The sequence below is a fragment of the Gracilibacillus salinarum genome, assembly GCF_022919575.1.
Classification (GTDB): Bacteria; Bacillota; Bacilli; order Bacillales; family Amphibacillaceae; genus Gracilibacillus; species Gracilibacillus salinarum.
On sequence record NZ_CP095071.1, the window covers coordinates 2,911,118 to 2,937,505 of the forward strand.

Annotated in this window: 22 protein-coding genes; 3 read left to right on the plus strand and 19 right to left on the minus strand. The window is 39.1% G+C overall.

The annotated features are described in order from the left end of the window. Positions 1-176: 176 nt before the first annotated feature. A complete protein-coding gene (locus tag MUN87_RS13535; RefSeq protein WP_244740956.1) occupies positions 177-1,466 on the minus strand; it encodes an adenylosuccinate synthase in 1,290 nt (429 codons plus the stop codon). A gap of 554 nt (positions 1,467-2,020) precedes the next feature. Here MUN87_RS13535 and MUN87_RS13540 point away from each other — a divergent pair. Both MUN87_RS13540 and MUN87_RS13545 read left to right on the plus strand, forming a co-directional pair. Beyond that, the gene (locus MUN87_RS13540; protein ID WP_244740957.1) at positions 2,021-3,523 is read left to right on the plus strand and encodes an IS1182 family transposase; all 1,503 of its coding nucleotides are present in this window, start codon (positions 2,021-2,023) and stop codon (positions 3,521-3,523) included. A 575-nt stretch (positions 3,524-4,098) separates the two neighbouring features. Beyond that, positions 4,099-4,704, plus strand: a complete 606-nt coding sequence (locus MUN87_RS13545) for a DUF6241 domain-containing protein (protein ID WP_244740959.1) — start codon at positions 4,099-4,101, stop codon at positions 4,702-4,704. Positions 4,705-4,789: 85 nt separating this feature from the next. On the opposite strand, the gene dnaB is transcribed toward MUN87_RS13545, so the two are convergent. From dnaB to MUN87_RS13565, 4 genes are all read right to left on the minus strand, one after another. Continuing rightward, a complete protein-coding gene (dnaB, locus tag MUN87_RS13550) occupies positions 4,790-6,151 on the minus strand; it encodes a replicative DNA helicase (protein ID WP_244740961.1) in 1,362 nt (453 codons plus the stop codon). Positions 6,152-6,318: 167 nt separating this feature from the next. Continuing rightward, positions 6,319-6,765, minus strand: coding sequence for a 50S ribosomal protein L9 (gene rplI, locus MUN87_RS13555; protein ID WP_244740963.1), 447 nt, complete (start codon positions 6,763-6,765; stop codon positions 6,319-6,321). After that, entirely contained in the window at positions 6,762-8,741 is a 1,980-nt protein-coding gene (locus MUN87_RS13560) for a DHH family phosphoesterase (protein WP_244740964.1), read from the minus strand. Before MUN87_RS13560 ends, rplI begins: the two co-directional genes overlap by 4 nt. 28 nt (positions 8,742-8,769) lie before the next feature. Then, the gene (locus tag MUN87_RS13565) at positions 8,770-9,702 is read right to left on the minus strand and encodes a YybS family protein (RefSeq protein ID WP_244740967.1); all 933 of its coding nucleotides are present in this window, start codon (positions 9,700-9,702) and stop codon (positions 8,770-8,772) included. Positions 9,703-9,892: 190 nt separating this feature from the next. Here MUN87_RS13565 and MUN87_RS13570 point away from each other — a divergent pair, with 190 nt between their 5' ends. Continuing rightward, positions 9,893-10,669, plus strand: a complete 777-nt coding sequence (locus MUN87_RS13570; protein ID WP_244740969.1) for an HAD family hydrolase — start codon at positions 9,893-9,895, stop codon at positions 10,667-10,669. 737 nt (positions 10,670-11,406) lie between these two features. Here the strand turns inward: MUN87_RS13570 and serA are convergent. The 14 genes from serA to mnmE all read right to left on the minus strand — a co-directional run bounded on the left by serA (position 11,407) and on the right by mnmE (position 26,008). Further along, positions 11,407-12,993, minus strand: coding sequence for a phosphoglycerate dehydrogenase (serA, locus tag MUN87_RS13575; RefSeq protein WP_244740971.1), 1,587 nt, complete (start codon positions 12,991-12,993; stop codon positions 11,407-11,409). Positions 12,994-14,009: 1,016 nt separating this feature from the next. After that, positions 14,010-14,240 carry a 30S ribosomal protein S18 gene (gene rpsR / locus MUN87_RS13580; RefSeq protein ID WP_244740973.1) on the minus strand — a complete coding sequence of 77 codons (231 nt, stop codon included), beginning with the start codon at positions 14,238-14,240 and terminating at the stop codon, positions 14,010-14,012. 20 nt (positions 14,241-14,260) lie between these two features. Beyond that, positions 14,261-14,785 carry a single-stranded DNA-binding protein gene (ssb, locus tag MUN87_RS13585; RefSeq protein WP_244740974.1) on the minus strand — a complete coding sequence of 175 codons (525 nt, stop codon included), beginning with the start codon at positions 14,783-14,785 and terminating at the stop codon, positions 14,261-14,263. Between the two features lie 15 nt (positions 14,786-14,800). Beyond that, on the minus strand, positions 14,801-15,091 hold the full coding sequence (gene rpsF, locus MUN87_RS13590; RefSeq protein WP_244740977.1) for a 30S ribosomal protein S6: 291 nt from the start codon (positions 15,089-15,091) through the stop codon (positions 14,801-14,803). 148 nt (positions 15,092-15,239) lie between these two features. Then, complete coding sequence (gene ychF, locus MUN87_RS13595; RefSeq protein ID WP_244740980.1) at positions 15,240-16,340, minus strand: redox-regulated ATPase YchF; 1,101 nt, start codon at positions 16,338-16,340, stop codon at positions 15,240-15,242. 214 nt (positions 16,341-16,554) lie between these two features. After that, positions 16,555-16,749 carry a DUF951 domain-containing protein gene (locus MUN87_RS13600; protein WP_244721974.1) on the minus strand — a complete coding sequence of 65 codons (195 nt, stop codon included), beginning with the start codon at positions 16,747-16,749 and terminating at the stop codon, positions 16,555-16,557. A gap of 38 nt (positions 16,750-16,787) precedes the next feature. Beyond that, positions 16,788-17,798, minus strand: a complete 1,011-nt coding sequence (locus MUN87_RS13605) for a YkvI family membrane protein (RefSeq protein ID WP_244740982.1) — start codon at positions 17,796-17,798, stop codon at positions 16,788-16,790. An 80-nt stretch (positions 17,799-17,878) separates the two neighbouring features. Then, the gene (locus MUN87_RS13610) at positions 17,879-18,583 is read right to left on the minus strand and encodes a DUF554 domain-containing protein (protein ID WP_244740984.1); all 705 of its coding nucleotides are present in this window, start codon (positions 18,581-18,583) and stop codon (positions 17,879-17,881) included. A gap of 492 nt (positions 18,584-19,075) precedes the next feature. Next, positions 19,076-19,909 carry a ParB/RepB/Spo0J family partition protein gene (locus MUN87_RS13615; protein ID WP_244740985.1) on the minus strand — a complete coding sequence of 278 codons (834 nt, stop codon included), beginning with the start codon at positions 19,907-19,909 and terminating at the stop codon, positions 19,076-19,078. Further along, positions 19,902-20,663 carry a ParA family protein gene (locus MUN87_RS13620; protein ID WP_244740987.1) on the minus strand — a complete coding sequence of 254 codons (762 nt, stop codon included), beginning with the start codon at positions 20,661-20,663 and terminating at the stop codon, positions 19,902-19,904. The genes MUN87_RS13615 and MUN87_RS13620 overlap by 8 nt, the downstream gene beginning before the upstream one ends. A 226-nt stretch (positions 20,664-20,889) precedes the next feature. Continuing rightward, positions 20,890-21,744 (minus strand): nucleoid occlusion protein, encoded by an 855-nt coding sequence (gene noc, locus MUN87_RS13625; RefSeq protein WP_244740989.1) that lies wholly within the window; start codon positions 21,742-21,744, stop codon positions 20,890-20,892. Positions 21,745-21,986: 242 nt separating this feature from the next. Next, positions 21,987-22,700, minus strand: coding sequence for a 16S rRNA (guanine(527)-N(7))-methyltransferase RsmG (gene rsmG / locus MUN87_RS13630; RefSeq protein ID WP_244740990.1), 714 nt, complete (start codon positions 22,698-22,700; stop codon positions 21,987-21,989). Positions 22,701-22,714: 14 nt separating this feature from the next. Next, the gene (mnmG, locus tag MUN87_RS13635) at positions 22,715-24,607 is read right to left on the minus strand and encodes a tRNA uridine-5-carboxymethylaminomethyl(34) synthesis enzyme MnmG (protein ID WP_244740992.1); all 1,893 of its coding nucleotides are present in this window, start codon (positions 24,605-24,607) and stop codon (positions 22,715-22,717) included. Between the two features lie 24 nt (positions 24,608-24,631). Beyond that, entirely contained in the window at positions 24,632-26,008 is a 1,377-nt protein-coding gene (gene mnmE / locus MUN87_RS13640) for a tRNA uridine-5-carboxymethylaminomethyl(34) synthesis GTPase MnmE (RefSeq protein ID WP_244740994.1), read from the minus strand. Positions 26,009-26,388: the final 380 nt, after the last annotated feature.

Below are 26,388 nucleotides of genomic sequence, written 5' to 3' on the forward strand. Positions count from 1 at the left end.
ATCCTAGCACATTAAATATCTCAATATGGATGTTCGGCTAGCAATGGCTACTGACATCATCCATATATTATAGGAACTCAGCTTCATGTTCAATATGGTTACTGCTGTGACTGCACTTTTATACTTCCTTGATTGAAAAAAAGCCACCCGAGGCAATGCCTTGAGTGGTTGGTTGATTAGTTGCTGTATACACTTCTTACTACATTTGTTTGAGAACGGTCAGGTCCTACCGAGAAGATAGACAATGGAATACCAGTCAATTGCGAGATACGCTCTAAATAATGACGAGCATTTACTGGTAACTCATGCAAGGTTTTTACACCTGTAATATCTTCTGTCCAGCCTGGTAATTCTTCATAGACAGGTTCACATTCTGCGAGTACTTTAAGACTTGCAGGGAATTCCTCCATGATTTCACCTTTGTATTTATATGCCGTACAGATTTTCAACGTTTCGATGCCTGTTAATACATCGATCGAATTCAAGGATAAATCAGTGATACCACTGACACGGCGAGCATGGCGAACTACCACACTGTCGAACCAGCCGACACGACGTGGACGACCTGTTGTTGTTCCATATTCGTTACCAACTTCGCGAATTTGATCTCCTGTTTCATCATGCAATTCGGTAGGGAATGGGCCATCACCGACACGCGTCGTATAAGCTTTCGATACCCCTACAACGTGATCGATTTTAGAAGGACCGACACCAGAACCAATAGTTACTCCACCAGCAATCGGATTGGATGATGTAACGAATGGGTATGTCCCTTGATCGATATCAAGCATAACCCCTTGAGCACCTTCAAATAATACACGACGACCGTCATCAAGTGCATCATTTAAGACAACAGATGTATCCACAACGTATTTCTTAAGCTGCTGACCATATTCATAATACTCATCAATAATATCTTCTACTTCTACACGATCTGTTTCATACACTTTTTCAAATAGTCGATTTTTTTCATTTAAATTGCTTTCCAATTTCTCGCGAAAAGCATCTTTATCTAATAAATCTGCAACACGGATACCGACACGCGCTGCTTTATCCATATAAGCAGGGCCGATACCTTTTCTTGTAGTACCAATCTTGTTGGCACCTTTATCTTCTTCTTGCAAAATATCTAGTTTAATATGATACGGTAAAATAACATGAGCACGATTACTGATGCGTAAGTTGTCTGTACTCACATCTTTATCGTGTAAATATTGTAATTCTTCTACCATTGCTTTTGGATCGATTACCATACCATTACCTAATACACAAGTTTTATCATCAAAAAAGATTCCTGAAGGTATTAAGTGTAGTTTATATGTAATACCATCAAATTTTATGGTATGACCTGCATTATTTCCACCTTGATAACGTGCTACTACTTCTGCGTTTTGTGAAAGAAAGTCTGTAATTTTGCCTTTTCCTTCGTCTCCCCATTGTGTTCCAACAACGACTACTGAAGACATAAACGGCACCTCCGCCTAATCATTTTATTCATTCCGAACTAATTTTATCAATCTTACGGAATAATGTCAATTTAATTACGAACATTTTATTGATTGCGTCTTAATATCGTTCGTGAAATTTCCACTTGCCTGTTACCTATCATTGATTCATCTTTTCCTAATTGCATTGAAATATACTTATTGAAAGATAGATTATGTTAGCTAACTTGGCGGTCATTTTGAAATATTTTATCTGCTTAAAAAAGCTCCGGAAATAGGCTCCGCGTCCTGTGGGGTCGGGTTCAGCCTCCTCGCGAGCAAAAACCGCTCACTGCGGGGTCTTCACACACGACCGATCGAGGCCGCTGAAAAAGTCCTCCATATATTAGGAGATTCCCTCTTCTCCTCCTAAAGAAGCAGAACTAGCTGATCGCTCCAGTATAACCTTCCGATTCTAGTGGAAGTGGTTTGGTTTTCGTATGCAATAAGCCATAGAATCATCGTATACGTATTCAGTTCTGTACCTATTTCTAGTATAATTAATGTAGCGAAAACAAATAGAAATGGTGATGGATATGATCGAAAGACAAACTTCTTTACAGTTAAGCCCATATGCGGAACTCTATGACAAACTAATCCCGAAAGATCATTTTTTGCGACGATTTTGTGAGCTTGTCGATTTCTCTTTTATTGAGGAAGCATTAAGTGAACGATATTGTATGAACAATGGACGAAATGCTGTCCATCCTATTCGTATGTTCAAATATCTTCTGTTAAAACAGATCTTTGATTTATCCGATGTAGATGTTGTCGAACGTTCCAAAACAGACCTAGCTTATAAATATTTTTTAGGTATGGCTCCAGAAGAAGATGTAATCCATCCCAGTTCGTTAACGAAATTCCGTAAACTACGCATTCAACCCTTAACACAAGAAGAAGAGACAGAAAACCTGTTAGATCTTCTCATTCAGAAATCGGTACAAGTGGCGAAGGAACAGGATGTGATGGCAAGTGATGCGATCATTGTAGATGCGACGCACTCTTCTTCTCGTTACTGTGCTAAATCGGCCGATGAATTCTTGAAGGAAAAGGCAAAAAGTTTACGTAAAACGGTCTATCGTTACGATGAAAGTGTAAAAGAAAAATTTCCAGAAAAGCCCGTGAATGAGGATGTCAATGAAACACGTGCCTATTGCGCCGATTTGGTAAAGACCATCCAAGAGGAAACACGAGTGAATGACATGCCGGCTATCAAAGAAAAATGCAACCTTTTAGAAGAAGTCCTCGCTGATTGCGAAGAAGCATCCATTCAATCAGAAGATCCCGATGCGAAAATCGGATACAAGTCTCAAGACCATGCATTTTTCGGCTACAAAACGCACCTATCCTTGTCATTGGAACGGATTATCACAGGCGCAACAGTCACAACCGGAGAAAAAAATGATGGAAAGTACTTAAAAGAGTTAGTGTACAAGTCAAGAGCTGCCGGGATGAACGTCAAAACTGTCATTGGAGATCGTGCGTATTCAGGTACTGAGAATTTGAAGTATGCGGAAAGCGAAGAAGGAAACATTCAACTTATTTCTAGATTACACCCAGTGATTACGAATGGAAAAGAACACGACAACGGATTTGTTTTTCATAAGGACGCCGATACTTATGCTTGCCCAGCTGGTCATTTAGCAATAAAGAAGAAAGTAAAACCCCGAAAAGAAGGAGATAATCGCAACACGCAGTTAAGTTATTATTTTGATGTGAAAAAATGTCAAATCTGTCCGTTACGTGAAGGGTGTTTTAAAGGAACGAAAACCAAGAGTTATTCTGTCACGCTCAAATCCAACGAGCATCTTTTACAAGAAGCATTTCAGGAGACAGACCTTTTTAAAGCATTAGCACGAGAACGCTATATGATTGAAGCTAAAAATAGTGAACTAAAGAATCGACACGGGTACGATAAAGCCAAAAACTCGGGTCTCTTCGGCATGCGATTACAAAGTGCCGCCACGATATTTGTGGTGAATATCAAGCGAATCATGAAGCTAATAGATGAAAAAAACACGCAAAAAGAGACAAAATAAGGAGGGGATTTCCATCCATTTGGATGAAAATCCCTTTTATTCGTTCTATTGTTGTCTTTTTATTTATCTGGTGTTAAAAAAGCCAGAGTTTTTCAGTGGCCTCCGACCGATCCCACGGGAGTCTCCGCCTATTTCCTACGCTTTAGGGAAGTGCTACAACGCTTGAAATAGCTATAAGCAGTGGTGCTACGCAATAATAAATCAACAAAATGGCTGAACCATGCAGGTAGCGGTCTATATCCATCCTGTCACATTAGTTGTAGAGAAAACATCTTAGCGTAGGCCAACTACGGAGGCTCCCGCAGGACACGAAGTGGTTGGCTGGAGCGGTATCCTAGCACATGAATCATTTCAAAATCACCACTAAGCAGGTAGTTAACATAATCCACATTAAAGGAATTTGTCTATACTTACGATCGTTCCCATTCCATCTGTTTGAAAAAATGCAAATTTTAACACTATATTGGTTGTATATTCCAATTAGTACTAATAAAATAGATAGTACAGCATGCGCTGTTTTAGGTATTGCAAATAGACTAGTCAATTAGCAATCGTAGAAGGGCGGGATCTTACTGGTGTGGAATAAGATCTATAAATGGACACTGATTATTTGTTTAACAAGCTTTGTAGGAATTGCCTCATATCTAGGTTATGATATGTACCAAGGCGTGACGAATCTGAAAGAGACCTATTCTCCTTCATCTTCGCCTGAATCATCCAGTGAAACCGGTTCAGAGAATGAAGCGGATGCAGCAACAGAGGCAAGTACAGAAAGTGGAACATTAGAAGAGGTGTCTGAAAAGAAAATAGCGGAAAGTGATGATAAGACCTCATTAAATCCGTTTGGAGATCCATATACCATGGAAGAGTTAACTGATAAAGTAGTCCTTGAATATATTAACTACATGTCACATCAGAAAATACATGCAAAGGATAAGTGGGACTTTTATCAGATTACGCCTGAACGAATTACATATTTGCTAAAAGCGTTGGAAGTGAAAGAATTTGACCATGAGAGTTTATATCTGGAAATATTAACAAAATGGAAGAATAATAATTTTTCTGAAGCAGTTTCCGATCATAACCGCGTCTGGGCATTACAAAACGGCACGATCGGTAAAGCAACCAGATTACTAACAGAAGAAGAAGAACAAAAAATTTTAGATGAATATACCAAATAGAGAGAAGAAACAGTCCATGAAAATGGGCTGTTTTGTTTTGCTGCTGTACAAAAAACGAGCGGTTCAATGGTTCCGCTCGTTCAGGTCAGGATGGTGGAATATCACCTTGCTGGTAACGATGATCAAGGTCGACGAATTTGTTGTATTCTTTCACAAAGGCAAGTTCGACCGTCCCTACTGGACCGTTACGTTGTTTAGCAATGATGATTTCGATAATATTTTGTTTTTCCGATTCTTGGTCATAGTAGTCATCACGGTACAAGAAGCCTACGATATCGGCGTCTTGCTCAATACTTCCCGATTCACGTAAATCGGACATCATCGGTCGTTTGTCCTGACGGGATTCTACCCCACGTGACAACTGAGATAGAGCGATTAGTGGCACGTTCAGCTCTCTTGCCAGTCCTTTTAAGGAACGAGAAATTTCCGATACCTCTTGCTGACGGTTTTCTTTCGAATTGGCACTACCCTGAATCAATTGCAGATAATCAATTAGAATCATGCCTAGACCGTGCTCCTGCTTCAGCCTTCTGCATTTCGAACGAATTTCACTTACACGGATCCCTGGGGTATCATCAATAAAGATTCCGGCATTGGACAAGCTTCCCATTGCCATCGATAAGCGACCCCAGTCCTCTTCTTCCAGTGCACCTGTTCTTAAGCGCTGGGCATCAATATTACCTTCCGCACAAATCATACGCGAAACCAGCTGATCGGCCCCCATCTCCAAGCTGAAGATCGCTACATTCTCCTGGGTTTTGATCGCTACATTCTGTGCAATGTTTAGCGCGAAGGCGGTCTTCCCCACAGATGGACGGGCTGCAACGATAACAAGGTCGTTACGCTGAAAACCTGAGGTAATCCGGTCCAAATCGCGGAAGCCGGAAGCAATACCGGTTACTTCTCCTTTGTTTTTGTGCAACTGATCAATGTTATCGTACACGTCAATTAACACATCTTTAATGTTCTTAAATGATGATGCATTTTTTCGATTGGAGACTTCCAGAATACGTTTCTCTGATTCATTTAATACCTCATCGACACTGTCTTCCTTGGAATACGTGTCAGTTACGATATCTGTTGCTGTCCGTATCAACCGGCGAAGAAGGGATTTCTCCTCGACAATACGGCAATAATAACCAATGTTAGCAGCTGTCGGAACAGCATTGGCTAAATCACTTAAATACGACACACCGCCAACATCATCTAATTGCTGGTTATTAGCCAGTAGCGTTGTCGCTGTGACGATATCAATTGGTTCCCCTTTATCCGCCAATTGCATCATTGCGCGAAAAATCAATTGATGACTGGCACGATAAAAGTCCTCTGGCATCAATACTTCTGACGCACTCGAGATCGCATCAGGATCAAGAAATATCGCACCAATGACGGCTTGTTCTGCCTCTATATTATGTGGTGGTGTACGACCTTGTATCATTTCCGACATCTTATCCGGCACTCCTTCTTGCTTTTCCAGCAAACGTTACAGCTAGACGATCGGTGATTGTCGAGCCGTAGTTGTACTTATTTCTCATACTTGGTATACGCTATATTTTAGCTGCTTCTTTCCTGACATATTCGAAAAAAAAGGGAAGCCATTAACTTCCCTCATCCTTATGCTTCTTCTACATGAACGCGAATAGTACCTGTTACTTCAGGATGAATTTTCACTGGTACATTAGTATAACCTAATGCGCGAATTGGTTGATCTAACTCAATTTTACGTTTGTCCATTTTGATACTGTAATCTTTCTTTAATTGTTCTGCGATTTGTTTACTTGTAATGGAGCCAAATAAGCGACCACCATCTCCTGATTTCGCTGTTAATTTCACTTCGATGCTTGCCAGCTTTTCTTTCAATTGTTTGGCTTCATCTACTTCTTCTTGTTCTAGCTGTTTCTCTTTCTTCTTCTGTGCATCTAACGCCTTCATATTTCCTTGGTTGGCTTCCACTGCTAAGTTATTTTTCAACAGATAGTTTCTCGCGTAACCATCTGATACGTTTTTTACTTCGCCTTTTTTACCTTTTCCTTTTACGTCTTCTGTTAAAATAACTTTCATTCCGAATCTCCTCCTTCATAGTACTCATCAATAATATCTTTCAGCCATTCGTAAGCATCAATCACTGCTAAATCATCGAGCTGTGTCGCGGCATTCGTTAAGTGACCACCGCCATTCATTTTTTCCATGATGATCTGTACATTAACTTTGCCAAGGGATCGGGCACTAATGCCGATTCGTCCATCTTCACGTTCGGAAATCACGAAGGACGCCTCAATCCCGGTCATCGTTAACAACGTATCCGCCGCTTGTGCTATCACAACCGGACCATAGGGTTCCCTTGAATTCCCAACTGATATGGCAATATTCTCACGATAAATCTTCGTATTTTCAATTAATCTGCTTCGTTTCACATATATATCCAAGTCTTCTTTTAAGAATTTCTGAACAAGTACGGTATCCGCACCTTTGGACCGTAAATAGGAGGCGGCATCAAAGGTTCGTGAGCCCGTACGTAACGTAAAGCTTTTCGTATCGACAATAATACCTGCCAATAATGCAGTTGATTCTAACATATTTAAGGTTAACTGGCTAGGCTGGTATTCTAAGAGTTCTGTCACTAATTCCGCCGTAGACGAGGCATAAGGCTCCATATAGACTAATGTCGGATGATCAACGAACTCTTCACCACGACGGTGATGATCAATTACTACTACATGATCGGTTTTATTAATCAGTTTCACTTCTTGGACCAGCGACGGTTTATGCGTGTCTACGATCACTAATAACGTATCTTTGGTTACAATATCCAGGGCAGAATCCGGATCAATAAAGGACGACCACAACTCATCATCTTCCTTGATTTCATCGACGAGACGCTGAACACCTGTATCAATATCCTGTTCATCTAAGACGATAAAACTTTCTACATCGTTCGCCTGTGCAATTTTTAATACACCGATACCGGCACCAATTGCATCCATATCAGGCGATTTATGACCCATGACGAGTACTTGATCACTTTCTTTGACCAATTCCTTCAGAGCATGTGAAATAACACGAGCACGCACTCTAGTCCGTTTTTCCATAGGGTTGGTTTTGCCCCCATAGAATCGTACTTTACCAGAATCATCATCCTTGATAACGACCTGGTCCCCACCTCGACCTAATGCTAAGTCAAGACTGGATTGTGTTAATTCACCTAATTGCGGTAATGTCTCATGGCCAATACCAATTCCAATACTTAGCGTCAGAGGTACATTCTTATCCGAAATCAATTCCCGTACATCGTCCAATATTTCAAATTTGGACTTCTCCAAGTTGGCTAAAATCTGTTGGTTCATCACAGCCAGAAAACGTTCTGAAGACGTCCGCTTCAGATAGATACCATGTTTATTGCACCAATTATTTAATATCGAAGTAACTTGAGAGTTAATTTGACTTTTTGCTGTATCATCCATATTTTGAGTAATTTCTTCATAGTTATCTAAAAAAATGATACCTAATACTGTTTTTTCATTTTGATACAGCTGATGAAGCTCGGTCTGCTTCGTTCGGTCAAATACGTATAACAAGCGTTCATCCTTTTTGTTGTACACTTGGAAATCATAGTCCTCAATGGATAACCAAAATACTTCTTTATCTTCCTTCAATTTGCTAATAATATCGCCTGATAAAACTTCAAGGTTATCTCCGACTAAGGTATAGGCTTTCGTAAACTTACTCATATACGGGTTTGCCCATTCGATTTGATAATCATCATTGTACAGCATAATCCCGATTGGCATTTCCAGCAATGCCTCTTCGCCTACTTTCTTCACCCGATACGAAAGCGTCGAAATATATTCCTCTGTCTGGTTCACCAGTGCTCGTTCTCGCTTGATACTGTAGTACAAGGACAACGTAAAGAAGACAGTCATGATCAAACCAATGATCCAATGATAATAAAATAAAAAGACAAGCAATACAAAAGAAAGTAGATATATTCCGATAATATGCCGTCCCATTTTAACTGGCTTCTCTTTAAACTTTGGCATAGTTGTCAGCTCCTAACTAAATTACCCGTTACTTTGCCATTCTGTTTCGTAAATCAAATCCTAAATCAATTATACCTAAGATTCTGAGCAAATAAAGACCTATTGATGGAAAAAACACGAGAACCAATATACTGATAATTGGTAATGCTTTTGATTGCTTCTTCGCATGCGTGTAATAAAAAATAAACGACAAACCTTGCAGTGCGATAATAAGCCCTGCTAAGTGGTACACATTCCATACTGCTACTGATGGTAAAGTCGAATAATCACCCGCAACGAATAAGGACACAATTAACGTTAGAAAATAGATCCATAAGATAATCTTCGGCAAACGAAAAAGACGAAAAGGTGGAAAAGAAAGTGGTTGCTTATACACCTTGTTGATTACTTTGTAGGATATCCACTGTGTTATAATGGCAAGCGCCATCGATACAGCTACCAGAAATACCGGTAACAACTGTAGCATGTTTGTCATCTGTTCACGAATTAAATCAAAGTTCTGCTCTCCAGCACCTAGACCTTGGAATAATTCTTCCGTCATTTGCAATGATTGATCCATCGTGTTTTCGAAGCTCGACATAATCGAAACTTGTAAAATCAATTCTATATAGGCGTAAATCAGAACCAAACCTAATACAAAACCGGCTGTCCCTTTCGCCCATGTCTCATAAGGATGTTGTCCGTGGTTAATGGACCAGCCTATCATACCACCACTGATCAATGCTAAAGCAGTTAATGGAAAAGATAATACCGGAGCTACGAACATGGAGGTCACAAGTAATATCGCCATTACCACACTTGTTCTTTTCAAACCGTATGCTTTCATGAGTAAAATGATCGGAATTGGCAAGCAGAATACCGTGAAGATTTGAATTGGCGGGATCAGGATCGTGATCAACAGTAACAGCAAAAAGCTGATAATATTTATATAAAAATCTTTTTTTAGTGGTTGTTGCTTCATACATTCCACCTTTTCTTCCTTTATTTGATGGAAAAAGCACAGCTACAAAGCGCTGTGCTTTTTACCTCGTACACTTTTACTATCCTCATTATATACGATCGATATATCCACGACAAATTAAAGCTCTTCTATTCATAATCACCAATTTCTATTATAATGTAAGGAGAACCGTTTAGAGGGGGATGAAGCAATGATTAAGACAATAATTTTTGACCTCGATGATACACTTTTGTGGGATAAAAAGAGTGTCAAAACAGCATTCGAGGAAACGTGTAAAGAAGCAGAGGAAAAATACGATGTAGACTCGGAAAAACTAGAAGAAGCCGTGCGTGAAGAAGCACGTACCTTATACCAAGGTTATGAGACGTATTCTTTTACACAACTGATTGGGATTAACCCATTCGAAGGACTATGGGGCAACTTCCTGGATGATCATACATATTTTCAAAAAATGGCTGACATTGTGCCAAATTACCGAAAAGAAGCTTGGACAAATGGATTAAAACAGCTTGGAATTGAGGATGAAGCGTTTGGCGCTTATCTTGCAGAACAGTTCCCATTACACCGGAAGAAGAACCCGTTTGTTTATGAAGAAACCTTTGAAGTACTGACAAAGTTACAGGGGGATTACCAGCTAATTATGCTTACCAATGGTTCACCTGATTTACAGAACACCAAGTTAATGATCACACCGGAGCTAAAGCCTTACTTTGATCATATTGTTATTTCTGGTGATTTCGGAAAAGGCAAGCCAGATCCAACTATTTTCGAGCATGTTCTGGAAACTGCTGGTGTATCTGCTGAACAAGCATTGATGGTTGGCGATAATTTAATGACCGATATTCTAGGTGCGAACCGTACTGGTATTAAAAGTGTATGGATCAACCGCGACAACAAAACAAAAAATGACGTACAGCCAACGTATGAAATTAAGCATTTAACAGAGCTTTATTCGCTGTTGACATAACAGCTATCTGCTTGTTGCATGAGAATAGACTACTTCCTTTAATATGGATTATGTAAAGTGTAGCAGTATGGCGATTTGGCGATTTTAAAATGTTTTGTCTGCGTAGTAAAGCTCCAGAAATAGGCTCCGCGTCCTGTGGGCACGGCTTCAGCTAGGCTACTACTTGATTTACTTCCTTGCTGCCTTGTGCCGAGGAAGCTCACTTCGAAGCGATACTTGCAGACGCAGGAACAAACTAAGTGAATCTTCAGCTCGCGCTGATTCCACGGGAGTCTCAGCCTATTTCTTACGCTTAAGGGAAGTGCTACAATTATTGGAACAGCAAAAAGCAGTGGTTCTAAACATTATGTTATTCAAAAGCTGATTTTTATGGTGCACTCAATATGCTAGCAATTCCAAAAGTTGTAGAGCTCCCATCCTAGCGTAGGTCAACCATCGTACACTCCCGCGGGACAGGCAGGCGCTGAAGATCCACAACGTCTGCACCTGTGTCTTCTAGTAAAGCTTCGAAGTAGTCTTCCTCGGCGCAAGACAGCAAAGGGGTATTTCGGGTAGTAGACTAGCTTCAGCCGTTACCCGCAGGACGCGAAGTGGTTGACCGAATCGATATCCCAGCACAATAAATAACTCAATATGCATGCTTGGCTAGCGATGGCTAGCATAATCCATATTATCAGAACCCACACTTTAAATAAAAAAGAGCTCTTTCATCATGGGAAAGAACTCTTTTTTCATTATTATAATTCCATTGCTGTTAATTTTTCGATTTCTTCTATTTGTTGTAGTGCCTCAATATCTGCATCTTCTAGATTCTTGTCTACGCTCAAGATCATGATTGCTTCGCCGCCAACACCAGATCGGCCTACTTGCATTGCACCGATATTGATTTCTCTTTGTGCTAATAACGTCCCTACTTTACCGATAGCACCTGGACGGTCATTGTGTTTAATAACAACGAGGTTTCCTTCAGGTACAGCATCGACACTGTATGCATCTACTTGTACAAGACGAGGTCCTAAACCATTTAATAAGGTACCCGCAACAGAACGTGTTACATTCTTTGTCTTCACTTCTACTTTTAGCAAGTTCGTAAACCCTTTTGGTGTAGAAGATTTACTCTCTTTCACCTGAATACCACGTTTTTCTGCCAAATAAGAAGCATTAACATCATTTACATGGTCACCTAGGTGGCGTTTTAATAGACCTTTAATGGTATTACGTGTCAAAGGCGCTACGTCTAATTCATTCAGTTCACCAGAGTAAGAAATGTTAATTTCCTCAATCACACCACTTGTCAGATATGTCAGGAAAGAACCTAATTTCTCTGATAGGTGGAAGTATGGTTCGATTTTGTTTAATACTTCTTTCGGCACAGATGGCAGGTTGACTGGATTTTTTGCTACACCTTCTGTTAAGTAACGGACAACATCATGGCTTACATCGATGGCCACATTCTCTTGTGCTTCTACTGTACTTGCACCTAAGTGAGGTGTTGCAATCACTTCCGGAAGCTCCAATAAGCGATGATCCGTTGCAGGTTCTTCTTCAAATACATCAAGTGCTGCTCCTGCTACCTTACCAGATTGAATCGCATCATATAAGGCTTCCTCGTCAATAATACCGCCACGCGCACAGTTAATAATACGAACGCCCTCTTTCATTTTACTGAAGGCATCTTTGTTAAGTAAGTGTGTCGTTTCTTTAATAAGCGGAGTGTGAACCGTGATAAAATCAGCTGCTACCACAACATCTTCTACCGATCCAAAATCAACGCCTAATTTATCTGCTCTTTCTTTTGTTAAAAATGGGTCATAGGCAATCACATTCATGCGTTGTCCCTTAGCACGTGCTGCCACTTCTGCACCGATACGTCCCATACCGATAACACCAAGTGTTTTTCCTTTTAACTCTACACCAACGTGTGTCTTACGATCCCATTTACCATTCTTTAATGCTAAATATGCTTGCGGGATCTTACGTGCGAGAGACATAAGCATTGCTACTGTATGTTCCGCTGCTGAATTCGTATTACCATCTGGAGCATTTACTACAATGACACCATATTCCGTAGCCGCGCTTAAATCGATATTATCGACACCGACACCAGCACGACCAATAATTTTTAAATTGGTTGCTTGACTAATAATATCTCGTGTTACTTTTGTTTGGCTTCTGACTAACAACGCATCGTATTCGCCAATTATTTCTGCTAGTTCATCTGGTGATAAACTTGTATTCACGTCCACTTCTACATTGCCAGCTTCTCGTAATGGTTGAATTCCGTCTTCACTTAATGGATCACTGATTAATACTTTAAACGCCAAAGTTGTCCCCTCCAAAATTATATAGTCCTGTAAAGCAAAAAAAACATTATAAGTGAAACATTTCACTTATAAACCTATTTCCATTGATTATAACTATTATAGCATCTTTAAATTAGAATAAATAGAAATGTGTAAGAAAATTTCGACACCTCTATCTAAACTATCCCTTCTTAAAAGAAGTTTTCTCTATCATAGCAAATTGACCAATAATGTCAATACGAAACCACTAAAAAGTTCGTATATTATTCGTGTTTTTAATGATATTTAACGGTAAAACATGTCTATTATTCGGATTTAACAAATCATTCACGAACTTTTTAGATACAGAATTATATAAACGTTCTTTGTATTAGGATGAATGTCATATGCACTTAGCAGCAATATAATAGCCTTGTGTTGAGGAAGCTTACTTCGGAGCGATACTAGCAGGCACAAAGTGAAACTTCAGCACCTGTGCGTCCCATGAGAGTCTATGTGTTGGCTATGGTACCGATCTATACAAACAGTCAAAATTAGACGGCATTACCTATACATTTGTTTCCTATCTTTTTAAACGATACAAATCCCGATGTACTGCTCCCCACTTTTGGTTCCTTTCCTTCTAAACGATACAAATCTCCGTGCTCTGCTCCCTACTTTTGGTTCCTTTCCACCAAAACGATACAAATCCCGATGCTCTGCTCCCCTCTTTTGGTTCCTTTCCCTTCTAAACGATACAAATCTCGATGTACTGCTCCCTACTTTTGGTTCCTTTCCACCAAAACGATACAAATCTCGATGTACTTCTCTCTCTTTTGGTTCCTTTCCACCTAAACAATACAAATCTCGATGTACTTCTCTCTCTTTTGGTTCCTTTCCACCTAAACAATACAAATCTCAGTAAATTTTCTTATAATATTATAGGAAATAAACTTCATGTACCATATGATCACTGCTGTGACTATACTTATATCCTTTCTGACAAAAAAAGAGCTTGAAGCATATTTGCTCCAAGCTCTTTTAAACCGATACAAGTATTATTCAGTTGCATACGGTAATAACGCCATTTGACGTGCACGTTTAATTGCTTTCGTCAATTTACGTTGGTATTTTGCAGAAGTTCCTGTTACACGACGAGGAAGAATTTTTCCACGCTCAGAAACGAAACGTCTTAATAAATCAACATCTTTATAGTCGATGTGTGTAATACCGTTCGCTGTGAAAAAACACACCTTACGACGCTTTGCGCGACCACGACGAGCTGCCATAATTAAAAACCTCCTTCAGATTAAAATGGTAAATCATCATCAGAAATATCGATAGGTTCTCCACTATCTTGGAATGGATTATCGTTACCGCTATTTCCTTGATTATTATTGTTATTATTATGATTAAATTGATTTTGATTTCCTTGACTCGGTTGGTTCTGATTTGGGTTATAGCCTTGAGATTCTTGGTTGTTAGGTTGTCCACCTTGGCCACCACCTGATCCATTTCTTGTCTCCAAGAATTGAATCGAATCTGCAACTACTTCCGTCATGAAGACTCGCTGACCTTCTTGATTATCAAAACTACGAGTTTGAATACGACCGTCTACACCGACGAGACTTCCTTTGCCCATGTAGTTTGCAAGATTTTCTGCTTGCCTTCTCCATGTAACACAGTTGATAAAGTCTGCTTCTCGTTGCCCTTGCTGATTAGAGAAAGGACGGTTACAAGCCACGGTAAAATTAGCTACGGCTACACCATTAGGCGTATAACGTAAGTCAGGATCTTTGGTTAACCTGCCGACAAGTACGACACGATTTAACATCAGAACCACTCCTTATTATTGATCGTCTTCACGAATTGCCATGTAACGAATTACATCATCAGAGAATTTCGCTTGACGATTGAATTCATTGATAGCTGTTTCATCACCTGTAAAGTTGATTAATACGTAATAACCATCACGGTAGTCGTTGATCTCATAAGCAAGACGCTTCTTACCTACTTCTTCAACTTTCTCGATTTCCGCACCGTTACCTGTAAGGAATCCATTGAAACGCTCGATTAGCGCTGTTTGAGCTTCCTCTTCGATATCTGGGCGGACGATGTACATGATTTCATACTTATTCATCCGTTTACACCTCCTTTTGGTCTTGGCGGCCCTATTATTTCAATAGAGCAAGGAGTAATTATCTCATTACTCACAATAAAATATTATACCAATAATGTTTTGTAAATGCAAACATTATTTGCATCAAGACAGGTGATCCCGCTATACGTTATACATTAAATCGGAAATGCATGACATCTCCATCTTTTACTAAATATTCCTTACCTTCTAAACGCACTTTTCCTTTTTCCTTTGCAGCCTGTTCTGATCCTGCTTCGACTAGATCATCATAGGACACGGTTTCAGCACGAATAAAACCTTTCTCAAAGTCACTATGGATAATTCCTGCTGCCTGAGGTGCTTTAATCCCTTTACGGAATGTCCATGCACGTACTTCCTGTACACCTGCAGTGAAGTAAGTAGCTAATCCAAGTAATTGATAAGTTGCCTTAATCAACTGATCCAACCCTGACTCAGCAATCCCCAATTCTTCCAGGAACATTTCCTTCTCTTCACCGTCTAATTCTGCAATTTCAGATTCTACCTTCGCACTTACTACAATAACTTTCGCTTCATCTTTCTCAGCAAAATCTTTCACCAGCTGTACATATTCATTATTATCCGCTTCTAACAATTCATCTTCACCAACATTGGCAACATATAATACGGATTTACTCGTTAATAAATGTAAACCTTTCACGATTTTTTGCTGTTCTTCTGTAAATGATACAGCACGCGCTGGTATTTCCTCTTCAAACGCGTCGCGCAATTTCGCAAGTACTTCGAATTCAGCCATCGCTTCTTTATCTTTCTGTTTTGCCATCTTTTCAACACGTTGAATTCGTTTCGAAACGCTCTCTAAATCTGCTAGGATTAGCTCTAGATTAATCGTTTCAATATCGGAAATCGGATCGACTTTTCCAGAAACGTGTGTAATATTTTCGTCTTGGAAACAACGAACAACGTGGCAAATAGCGTCTACCTGACGAATATGTGAAAGGAATTGGTTACCTAGTCCTTCCCCTTTACTTGCACCTTTTACAATCCCTGCAATATCGGTAAATTCAAATGCGGTTGGGATTGTTTTCTTCGGATTGACTAATTCTGTTAGCTTCTGTAATCGTGTATCAGGTACTTCTACAATCCCTACATTGGGGTCAATTGTACAAAAGGGATAGTTTGCAGATTCTGCACCTGCTTGTGTAATCGCGTTAAATAAAGTTGACTTACCCACGTTAGGTAATCCAACGATTCCAGCTGTTAATGCCATGTAATCTTTCACTCCTTAAGGATTCCGTCCATATGAACGTATCTGTCATAACAATTATAGTGATACTTCTCTTAAAAGACAAGTTATTAAAAAACAAAAATCAAGGGATTCAGACCCTTGATTTAGTACTTTTTCTATACAAAGAATATGATTTTCTGGCGGTGTACAATAGTAAAAAAAGCAATTTGTTTCACGTGAAACATTTTTCAACGAATTAGTCTTGACGCTCCAGTACCTTTTTCATCTTTTGCTCAAAACGTTTACGTGGTAACATGACACTATGGCCACAACCTTGACACTTAATACGAATGTCCATCCCCATACGAATTATCTGCCAACGATTCTCCCCGCACGGATGGGCCTTTTTCATTTCGACAACATCATTCAACTGAAAGTCTTTACGCTCCATGTTATCACCTCTATCTTACACAATCTCTCTCCATTATATTAGATTTTCTTATAAAAAGGAAATAGTAAGATAGCACAGAGTAAATACAAATTTACGATACCATAAATCGGGTACAACAAAGCAATTAACGTTGAAAAACCAATATTAGTCAATGGTGTCAAAATAAGCAGTAAGCCGAGTGCTATTTTCCACATATGATGCTGAAAGAATTCCTGGACCCTTGTTACCAGCCCCATCACACCTGAAATCGCAGTCGTAAAGATAGCAAACCAAAGCAATACGGACATAATAATATACGTATAACTAGGGTAATTCTTTAATATGGCAAACAGGGGGATTTCATATAAAATAATAACCTCAGATATTTGAATTAAGCTGTTATTATAAATGAATGAGATTACCCCTAATATTAACCCACTTCCAACACTGGCAATAATGATTTCTCCATTCGATTTGATCTTGTCCCCTACCGCTCCCAAAACAGCTAATATAGACAAAATATTTAGTGCCGTAAAAGTAAATGCAGCCGTCCAGTTTGCTTGATGATCCAATGATAAAATATAGGTTAATTGCTCATCAATCGTATACACGATAAGGATCGACATGAGACCAATAATTAATAGGGGCAAAATGATCACATTAAACGTTAAAACGCCTTGAATCCCCCTCAGAAAAATTAAAATAATACATAGCACTATAAAACCAATACCTACCCATTTAGATACATGAAAGGCTTCGAACGTTGCTCCACTCCCTGCGATCATGATCACCGTTGTCGACATTAAATAAAAGAAAATTAATATATCATAAAAACGGGCAATTTTCTTCCCTAAGATCAGCTCCAGTAATGCATAATAATTGGTTGTTTGATATTGAAAACTGACCTTCATCATAATGGCAATAGCACAGATAAATAGAATCGTAAATAAGATGATGGCTAGTCCACTTTCATGACCAAAAAACTGCCATAACTCCCTGCCCGATGCATACCCTGCACCGACCATCGTCCCTACTATTAAAAACATCCATCTCATACCTGATTTCCACATATCTCTGCCTCCAACAAAAGCTTTAGATATATTAAAAATATGCACAGATGGACAAAGGTATGAAAAAAAATTCCTTTCTACTAAAATAGAAAGGAATAGCCAAAATAAAAGATAATAAAAATAAAGATACCTGGTAGAAAATCTCCTATTTTAATCTTGGTAATATCAAGGATATTTAAGCCAATCGCTAGGATAAACAGGCCACCAATAGCTGTTATTTCATTAATAAAGCCATCTAGCACTGTCTGTGGTACCCATTTATTAATTTGTACTGCCAATAGGGCTATGGAGCCTTGATACAGGACAACAGGAATGACGGAGAAAATCACACCATAACCTAGTGTGGATGTTAACACCATTGCCATAAAACCATCTAAAAATGCTTTCGTGTATAATACTTCGTGATCACCACGAAGTCCCCCATCCAATGCGCCTACGATAGACATGGCACCTACTACAAAAATTAATGTCGCTGTTATAAATCCTTCTGTAAGCTCAGAATTTCCATTTTTACTAACTAATTTCTCGAGCTGGTGACCTGCTATATTTAAATTCTTTTCCAGATGAATGCCTGCTCCTATCATTGCACCGATTAAAATACTTATCAAAATCAGAATAATATTGTCCGCTTGTATTGCCATCTGGATTCCAATTATGGTAACAATCAATCCAATTCCCTGCATCGCTGTTGTCTTCAACCGATCAGGAATATTCGTAAAAATAAGGCCAATTAATGTTCCTGCAATTATGCATATACCATTTACGATCGTCCCTAATAATGCCATCTTTATGTCCACCTCATCTGCTTTTCACATAAGAAAAATAACTGTCGCCAAAACTGACAAAAGCCTTCATTCTCCTATTCTGCGTTCCTTGAAAAATTTTATGTGTAACGACTCATTGGGAAAAGTCCATGTTAAGTTAAACTTGACTTAATCCGATTCTAGAGCTGCCTGTAATATGGATTTTGTTAGCTATCTTTATAGTAATTTTGAAATATTCATGTGCTAGCACTGCTATTAACACTGCAGCTAACATTGTAGAATTTCCTTTAGTCATAGGAAATATGTGAAGACTCCTCGCGAGCTGAAGGTCCAGTTAATTCGTGTCTGCTTCTGCTGATATCGCTTCGTAGTAAGCTTTCTCGTCACATAATCGATATTACAGGGTTTTTTTCAATTTTAAGTACCGTTCACTACTATCTTACCCCTGGTCCTTATCCGTTTCCATACCATGAAAAAGCCTGATTATTTGCGAGGCAAACAATCAGACTTTTCTTATTCCATCATCTCTAAGATACGATTCAAATCATCATCAGAGAAGAATTCAATTTCGATTTTTCCTTTGCGTTTACCTTTATTAATCGAAACATTGGTTCCAAAGTAATCTTTTAAATGGTTTTCTTTCTCTGTAATAAAAATATCTTTTCTCACTTTTTTCTTTTTCGTTGGTTGCTGATTATTGAGTTCATTGATTAACCGTTCTACTTGTCGGACGTTTAGTTTTTCCGAAGTGATGCGATTTACTACTGGTTTTATTTTGTTTTTATCCTTTAATCCTAATAACGCTCTGCCATGCCCCATTGAGATAGCCCCGTGATTAATCTGCGCAATTACAGCCTCAGGTAAGCTTAACAATCGCACTAAATTAGCAATATGTGACCGGCTTTTGCCTAACCGTTTTGCCAATTGATCCTGTGTCGTTCCTAATTCATTAATGAGACGATCATATGCGGTTGCTTCTTCAATTGGAGTTAAATCCTCACGTTGGATGTTTTCCAATAAGGCTAATTCCATCATTTGCTCGTCTGTTAACTCTTTAATGATGACTGGGATGGTCTCTAGATTAGCCTCTTTTGCAGCACGATAACGTCTTTCACCTACGACAATTTCATAGCCTCTAATACTTTTTCGAACAATTAATGGCTGTAAAATACCATGCTGCAAAACAGATTCCTTTAATTCATCGATCGCATCTGCTTCAAATACTTTACGCGGTTGATACGGATTAGGCCGGCATTTATTTAACTCTACCTGCTCAATTTTATCCGAATCCTGTTCTTCGACTTCCGGGAAGAATGCATCCAAACCTTTACCTAATCCTCTAGCCATCTGCTATCACTTCCTTCGCTAAATCTAGATACACCTCTGCACCTCTTGATTTGGAATCATATGTGATAATTGGTTGTCCGTGACTTGGCGCTTCACCTAATCGGATATTTCGCGGAATGACTGTATTGTACACTTTATCTTGAAAATACTTCTTCACTTCGTCAATTACCTGTAAGCCTAGATTAGTCCTGGCATCCAACATTGTTAAAAGTACGCCTTCAATCATCAATTCTTTATTTAAATGCTTCTGAACGAGGCGAATTGTATTCAATAATTGGCTTAACCCCTCTAATGCGTAGTACTCACACTGCACCGGAATAATCACTGTATCCGAAGCGGTTAGTGCATTAATTGTTAACAGTCCTAAAGAAGGTGGACAATCAATAATGATATAATCATATTGATCTTGGATACTATCTAACGCTTTCTTTAACCTTACTTCACGTGAAATAGTAGAAACTAACTCAATTTCTGCTCCTGCCAATTGAATAGTCGCGGGAATAATATCAAGGTTATCAATATCGGTTTGTACACACACATTTTCTGCCTCAATATCATCGACCAAAACATCGTAGATACAGTGACTGACATCGGCTTTATTGATCCCTACCCCACTAGTGGAATTCCCTTGCGGATCTATGTCAACAATTAATATTTTTTTATTAAGATGTGCTAAACAAGCACTTAAGTTAACAGACGAAGTTGTTTTACCGACGCCACCTTTCTGGTTTGCTACGGCTATTATTTTTCCCATGATGTCACCTACCTCTTGCTTCTTTTCCTTATATTCTATCACTAAATGCACACAATCTATAAATTTTTTTCTATTTTCTTAATAAATAGGACGATATTATTAATAGATTCATAGACGAAATCTTGCAGATCTGCTAGACACTTTGTTTATAACCTTACGACAGTCTCGATTTGGCAAAAAACTACCCATCTTTCAGAGTGTTAAAGATGGGTAAAACGAATAGTTACTATTTCTTAGGAATTTTGATCGTAATTTGATAATAGTCATCATGATCCTGTTCATCTGTCTCAAGATTTATTCCAGTATCCGATACCATGTCTAACGATTGCCGGATTGTATTCATCGCAATCCTCATATCCTTGTTTATTCCTTTCAAACGAGGCTTTTTTGGTTTCTTCTTATCTGTCATCAGTCGCTCGATATAAGCCTCTGTTTGCTTTACATTTAATTCTTTCTCAAGAATTTGTTTTAATACTTTTACTTGTGCTTCTTCTGATTTCAGCACAATTAACGCTCTTGCATGACGTTCTGTAATCGCCTTTTGCAATATAGCTTGTTGCACTTCTTGCGGTAACTTCAATAAGCGCATTTTGTTTGCAATGGTTGACTGACTCTTGCCTAATCGTTGAGCCAAGGCTTCTTGTGTCAATTCATGCATTTCGATTAGCTTCTGATAAGCCGTTGCTTCTTCGATTACAGTTAATTCCTCACGTTGCAAATTTTCGATTAATGCAACAGAAGCCGTTTCCTTATCTGTCATGTCACGGATAATAGCCGGGATTTTCTCCCAATTTAAGCTATTTGCTGCACGCCAACGTCGTTCCCCTGCTATAATCTCATATCTATCTTCTTCATCCTCAATCGGACGAACGACGATCGGCTGGATCATACCATGAGTATGTAATGTTTGCGCTAATTCTTTGATTTTCTCTTCATTAAAAATGGATCTAGGCTGATAACGATTAGCTTCAATAGCATCAATGTTAAGGAAAACAACTTCATCTTGTATGCTTTCTTCATTTTCTACTAATTCCTCTTCTTTATCACCTAATCCGAATATTCGACCAAATGGGTGTAACATAAACAACACCACCTTTTTCTGCTTAACCAAGATTGGACTTATATATAATTGCAACTAGTTTTCACCATTTTTACAGTGTATAAATGGGAAAACTTGCTTAAAACCAGGATTTAAGCAAGTCATCGAAGCCGTTTTATATCCCAATTGTTTCACGTGGAACATAACTAGTAATCTGTTAATCCTATTCTATCATAAAATCGCAAAAAGCGATAAAAAATATTATTTATTTTTAAAAATTCTCTTTATAGAGGGTTTTTATTCGGTACACCTGGTTTCCGAGGGAATTTTTTCGGCGTTTTTCGTTTTTTATCGATAATAACAATGTTTCGATCCCCATTATTCTCTGGTAATGCGAAATGTTCAATACTTCTTAGTTTACCGCCTAGCAACTCAATAGCATCTTCCGCTTCCGTCAGTTCTTCTTCGACCTGTGATCCTTTCAAGGCTATAAAGGTTCCATTCGTGTGGAGTAATGGTAAACAGAGTTCTGATAACACCGATGTTCTTGCTACTGCACGAGCCATGACGACATCAAATTTATGTCGGAATTTCTCATTTTTACCAAAAAGTTCCGCTCTGTCGTGGTAAAAGCTTACCCCTTCTAATTCTAATTCAGAAGCAAGATGATTTAAGAACGTGATCCGCTTTTTCAAGGAATCGACAATGGTAACGTTGATTTGTGGAAAAAGAATTTTGAGTGGGAGGCTGGGGAACCCTGCCCCCGCACCTACATCACATAAATGAAATTCATTTGTAAAATCGAAATAAAATGCAGCAGTTACCGAATCATAGAAGTGTTTCGCATAGACCTCTTCCTTCTCCGTGATAGCCGTCAGATTCATTTTTTCATTCCATTCGACTAATAGTTCAAAATAGCGTTCAAATTGCTGCAATTGCTTATCTGTAATCTCTATACCATGCTGATGAAGATGGTCTTGAAAGGATTGAAGATTCATTGCTACTCCTCCGTTTATTCGTTCGATACTTTCGCTACATTTCCTTGCTCTATATATACTAACAAAATGGACACATCGGCAGGATTAACCCCTGAAATTCGGGATGCCTGTGCAACAGATAATGGACGGACTGTTTTCAATTTTTCTCTTGCTTCCGTTGCAATTCCACTAATCGCATCATAATCGATGTGGTCTGGAATGAGTTTGTTCTCCATTTTTTTCATACGATCAACTTGCTGATTCGACTTGGTAATATAACCCTGATACTTAATCTGGATCTCAACCTGTTCTTTGACATCTGCTGCCAATTCTTTCTCAGCAGGGGCAACTTGATCAATAATAGCATACGTCACTTCTGGCCGTTTTAATAAATCATAAGCTAAGATACCGTCCTTCAATCTTGTGCCACCAATTGATTCCATTAACTGTTGTAATGTTTCGGTCGGTTTCAGACGGACATTGCTTAAACGTTCTTTCTCTTCTTCAATTAACCGTTTCTTTTCCTCAAAACGTTCGAAACGCTCATCAGAAATTAAGCCCATTTGGTGACCAATCTCTGTTAATCGGATATCGGCATTATCATGACGCAACAGTAAACGGTATTCTGCGCGAGACGTTAACAAACGATATGGTTCATTTGTTCCTTTTGTTACTAAATCATCGATCAGTACGCCAATATACGCTTGTGAACGATCTAAAATTAGTGTTTCCTTCTCTAATGCTTTAGCTGCAGCATTAATTCCAGCCATCATCCCTTGACCTGCCGCTTCTTCGTATCCAGAAGTACCATTGATTTGGCCAGCTGTGAACAGACCTTCAATATTTTTCACTTCCAGCGTCGGCCATAACTGTGTTGGTACGACAGAATCATATTCAATTGCATAACCAGCCCGCATAATTTCTGCTTCCTCTAAACCAGGTACTGTACGTAGAATTTCACGTTGCACAAATTCCGGTAACGAAGTAGACAAGCCTTGTACATAGACTTCCTCCGTATCACGGCCTTCTGGTTCTAAGAACACTTGATGGCGCGGTTTATCATGAAATCGGACAATTTTATCTTCAACAGACGGACAATAACGTGGTCCAGTACCTTTAACCATCCCAGAATACATAGCAGATAAGCCTAAATTCTCGTTGATAATTTCATGCGTCTTTTCATTCGTATACGTTAACCAACAAGGAATTTGATCGAGAATCGCTTCGGTCGTCTCATAAGAAAAGTGCTGCGGATTGTCATCGCCTGGCTGAATTTCGGTTTTTTCATAATTAACTGTCTTATTGTTTACACGCATTGGTGTACCTGTTTTGAAACGTACCAGCTCAAATCCGAGTTCTTCTAAGTTTTCCGCTAATTTAATAGTGGCACGTTGATTATTCGGTCCACTTTCGTAGGAAATATCGCCAATCAGAACACGACCACGCATAAATGTACCGGTTGTAATGATCACGGTTTTCGCACGGTACAATGCTTTTGTCTCTGTAATAACACCTTTTACCTGATTGTCTTCCACTACTAATTTTTCAACCATGCCTTGACGCATCGTTAAATTATCTGTTTGTTCGAGTCTTTTCTTCATTTCCTGAATATATAATGGTTTGTCTGCTTGCGCACGTAATGCACGAACAGCAGGCCCTTTACCCGTGTTAAGCATTCTCATCTGAATATATGTTTTGTCGATAACTTTCCCCATCAGTCCACCTAATGCATCGATTTCTCTTACGACAATTCCTTTTGCAGGTCCGCCAATCGATGGATTACAAGGCATAAAGGCAATCATATCTAAGTTCATTGTTAACATTAATGTTTTCGCACCACGATTGGCGGCAGCATAGGCAGCTTCTACCCCTGCATGTCCGGCCCCGACCACGATTACATCAAACTGACCAGCTTCATAAGTTGACATCGCTGATCCTCCTTTTTTTATTCGTTATTTTCCTAAACAGAATTGTGAAAACAGTTGATCAATTAAGCTATCCTGCACTGTATCTCCCACAATTTCTCCTAATAGTTCCCACGCTCTTGTGACATCAATCTGCACTAAATCAATTGGCATCTCTGCATCCATTGCATTCATTGCATCCTCCAACGTTTGTAACGTTTGTTGCAGCAGCTGGATGTGGCGGACATTGGATACGTAAGACAAATCACCAGTATCTAAATCACCAGCAAAGAACGTATCGGCAATTGCTTCTTCTAACTCATCCATTCCTTTATCCTCAATAAGAGCTGTTGTAATCAATTTCTGGCTACCTGTTAATGCCTTTACTTCTTCAATATCAAGCTTCTGTTCTAAATCTGTCTTGTTGACGATAACGATATATTCTAAACCTTCGACCGCTTTAAATAAATTCCGATCTTCTTCTGTTAGAGCTTCGCCATAATTCAACACAAGTAAAATTAAATCCGACTCTTTTAATGCCTGACGAGATCTCTCCACACCAATCCGTTCGACAATATCTTCTGTCTCACGAATGCCAGCGGTATCTACTAATCGTAATGGAATCCCTCTTACATTTACATACTCTTCGATTACATCCCTTGTTGTTCCGGGGATATCCGTAACGATGGCTTTTGTTTCCTGGACAAAAGCATTCAGTAAGGAAGATTTGCCGACATTAGGTCGACCAATAATTGCCGTTGCAATTCCTTCTCGCAATATTTTACCCTGTTTGGCCATCTTTACTAACCGTTCAACTTCATGATAGACTTCTTGCGTTCTTTCACGCAACATCTGGTGAGACATTTCTTCCACATCATCATATTCAGGATAATCAATGTTCACTTCCACATGGGCAACCGTTTCGATTAACTGCTGACGTAAATCTTGCACAAACTTCGACAGTTTACCGTCCAGCTGTTTTAAAGCAATGTTCATCGCTTTATCTGTTTTGGCACGGATTAAATCCATTACAGCTTCTGCTTGTGATAAGTCAATACGTCCATTCAGAAAAGCACGCTTCGTAAACTCACCAGGTTCTGCAAGACGTGCTCCCTGCAACAGCACATGCTCTAATAAACGATTGACTGACGCAAGCCCACCGTGACAATTTATTTCTACGACGTCTTCTTTTGTAAATGTCTTTGGACCATGCATCACGGTAACCATGACTTCTTCCATCATTTCCTTTGTGGCCGGATCGATCATTTTTCCGTAATGAATGGTGTGCGATGCTACCTGTGTCAGATCTTTTCCTTCGAATAACGTATTACTTATTTGAATGGCTTCTTCTCCACTTAATCTGACAATCGCAATCGCTCCTTCCCCTATCGGTGTCGAAATCGCTGCTATCGTGTCTTGCTCCATCGCCTTCACCTCCATTTTCTCCATTTTTCTATATAAATCCAACAGTAATTTTTTTTAGTATCACTAACTTATTAGAATAGCACAAAACAATACGAATTGAAAAGATATCCACACTTAGTTTTTGCGAAACTCTCTAAAATATTTTATCCACATGTGAATAACTTACATCGATCGACATTTTCTTATAAAAATCATGGTGCATACTGATGATATAGTTATCCACAATTCACAACTAGCGAATATAACTTAAGATTGCAACTTTCTGTAATACGGGTTATGTATACTAGTAGCTTAGTGGTCATTTTGAAATGATTCATGTGCTGGGATACCGCTCCGTCCAACCACTCCTGCGGGGCACGGCTGAAGCTAGGCTACTACTT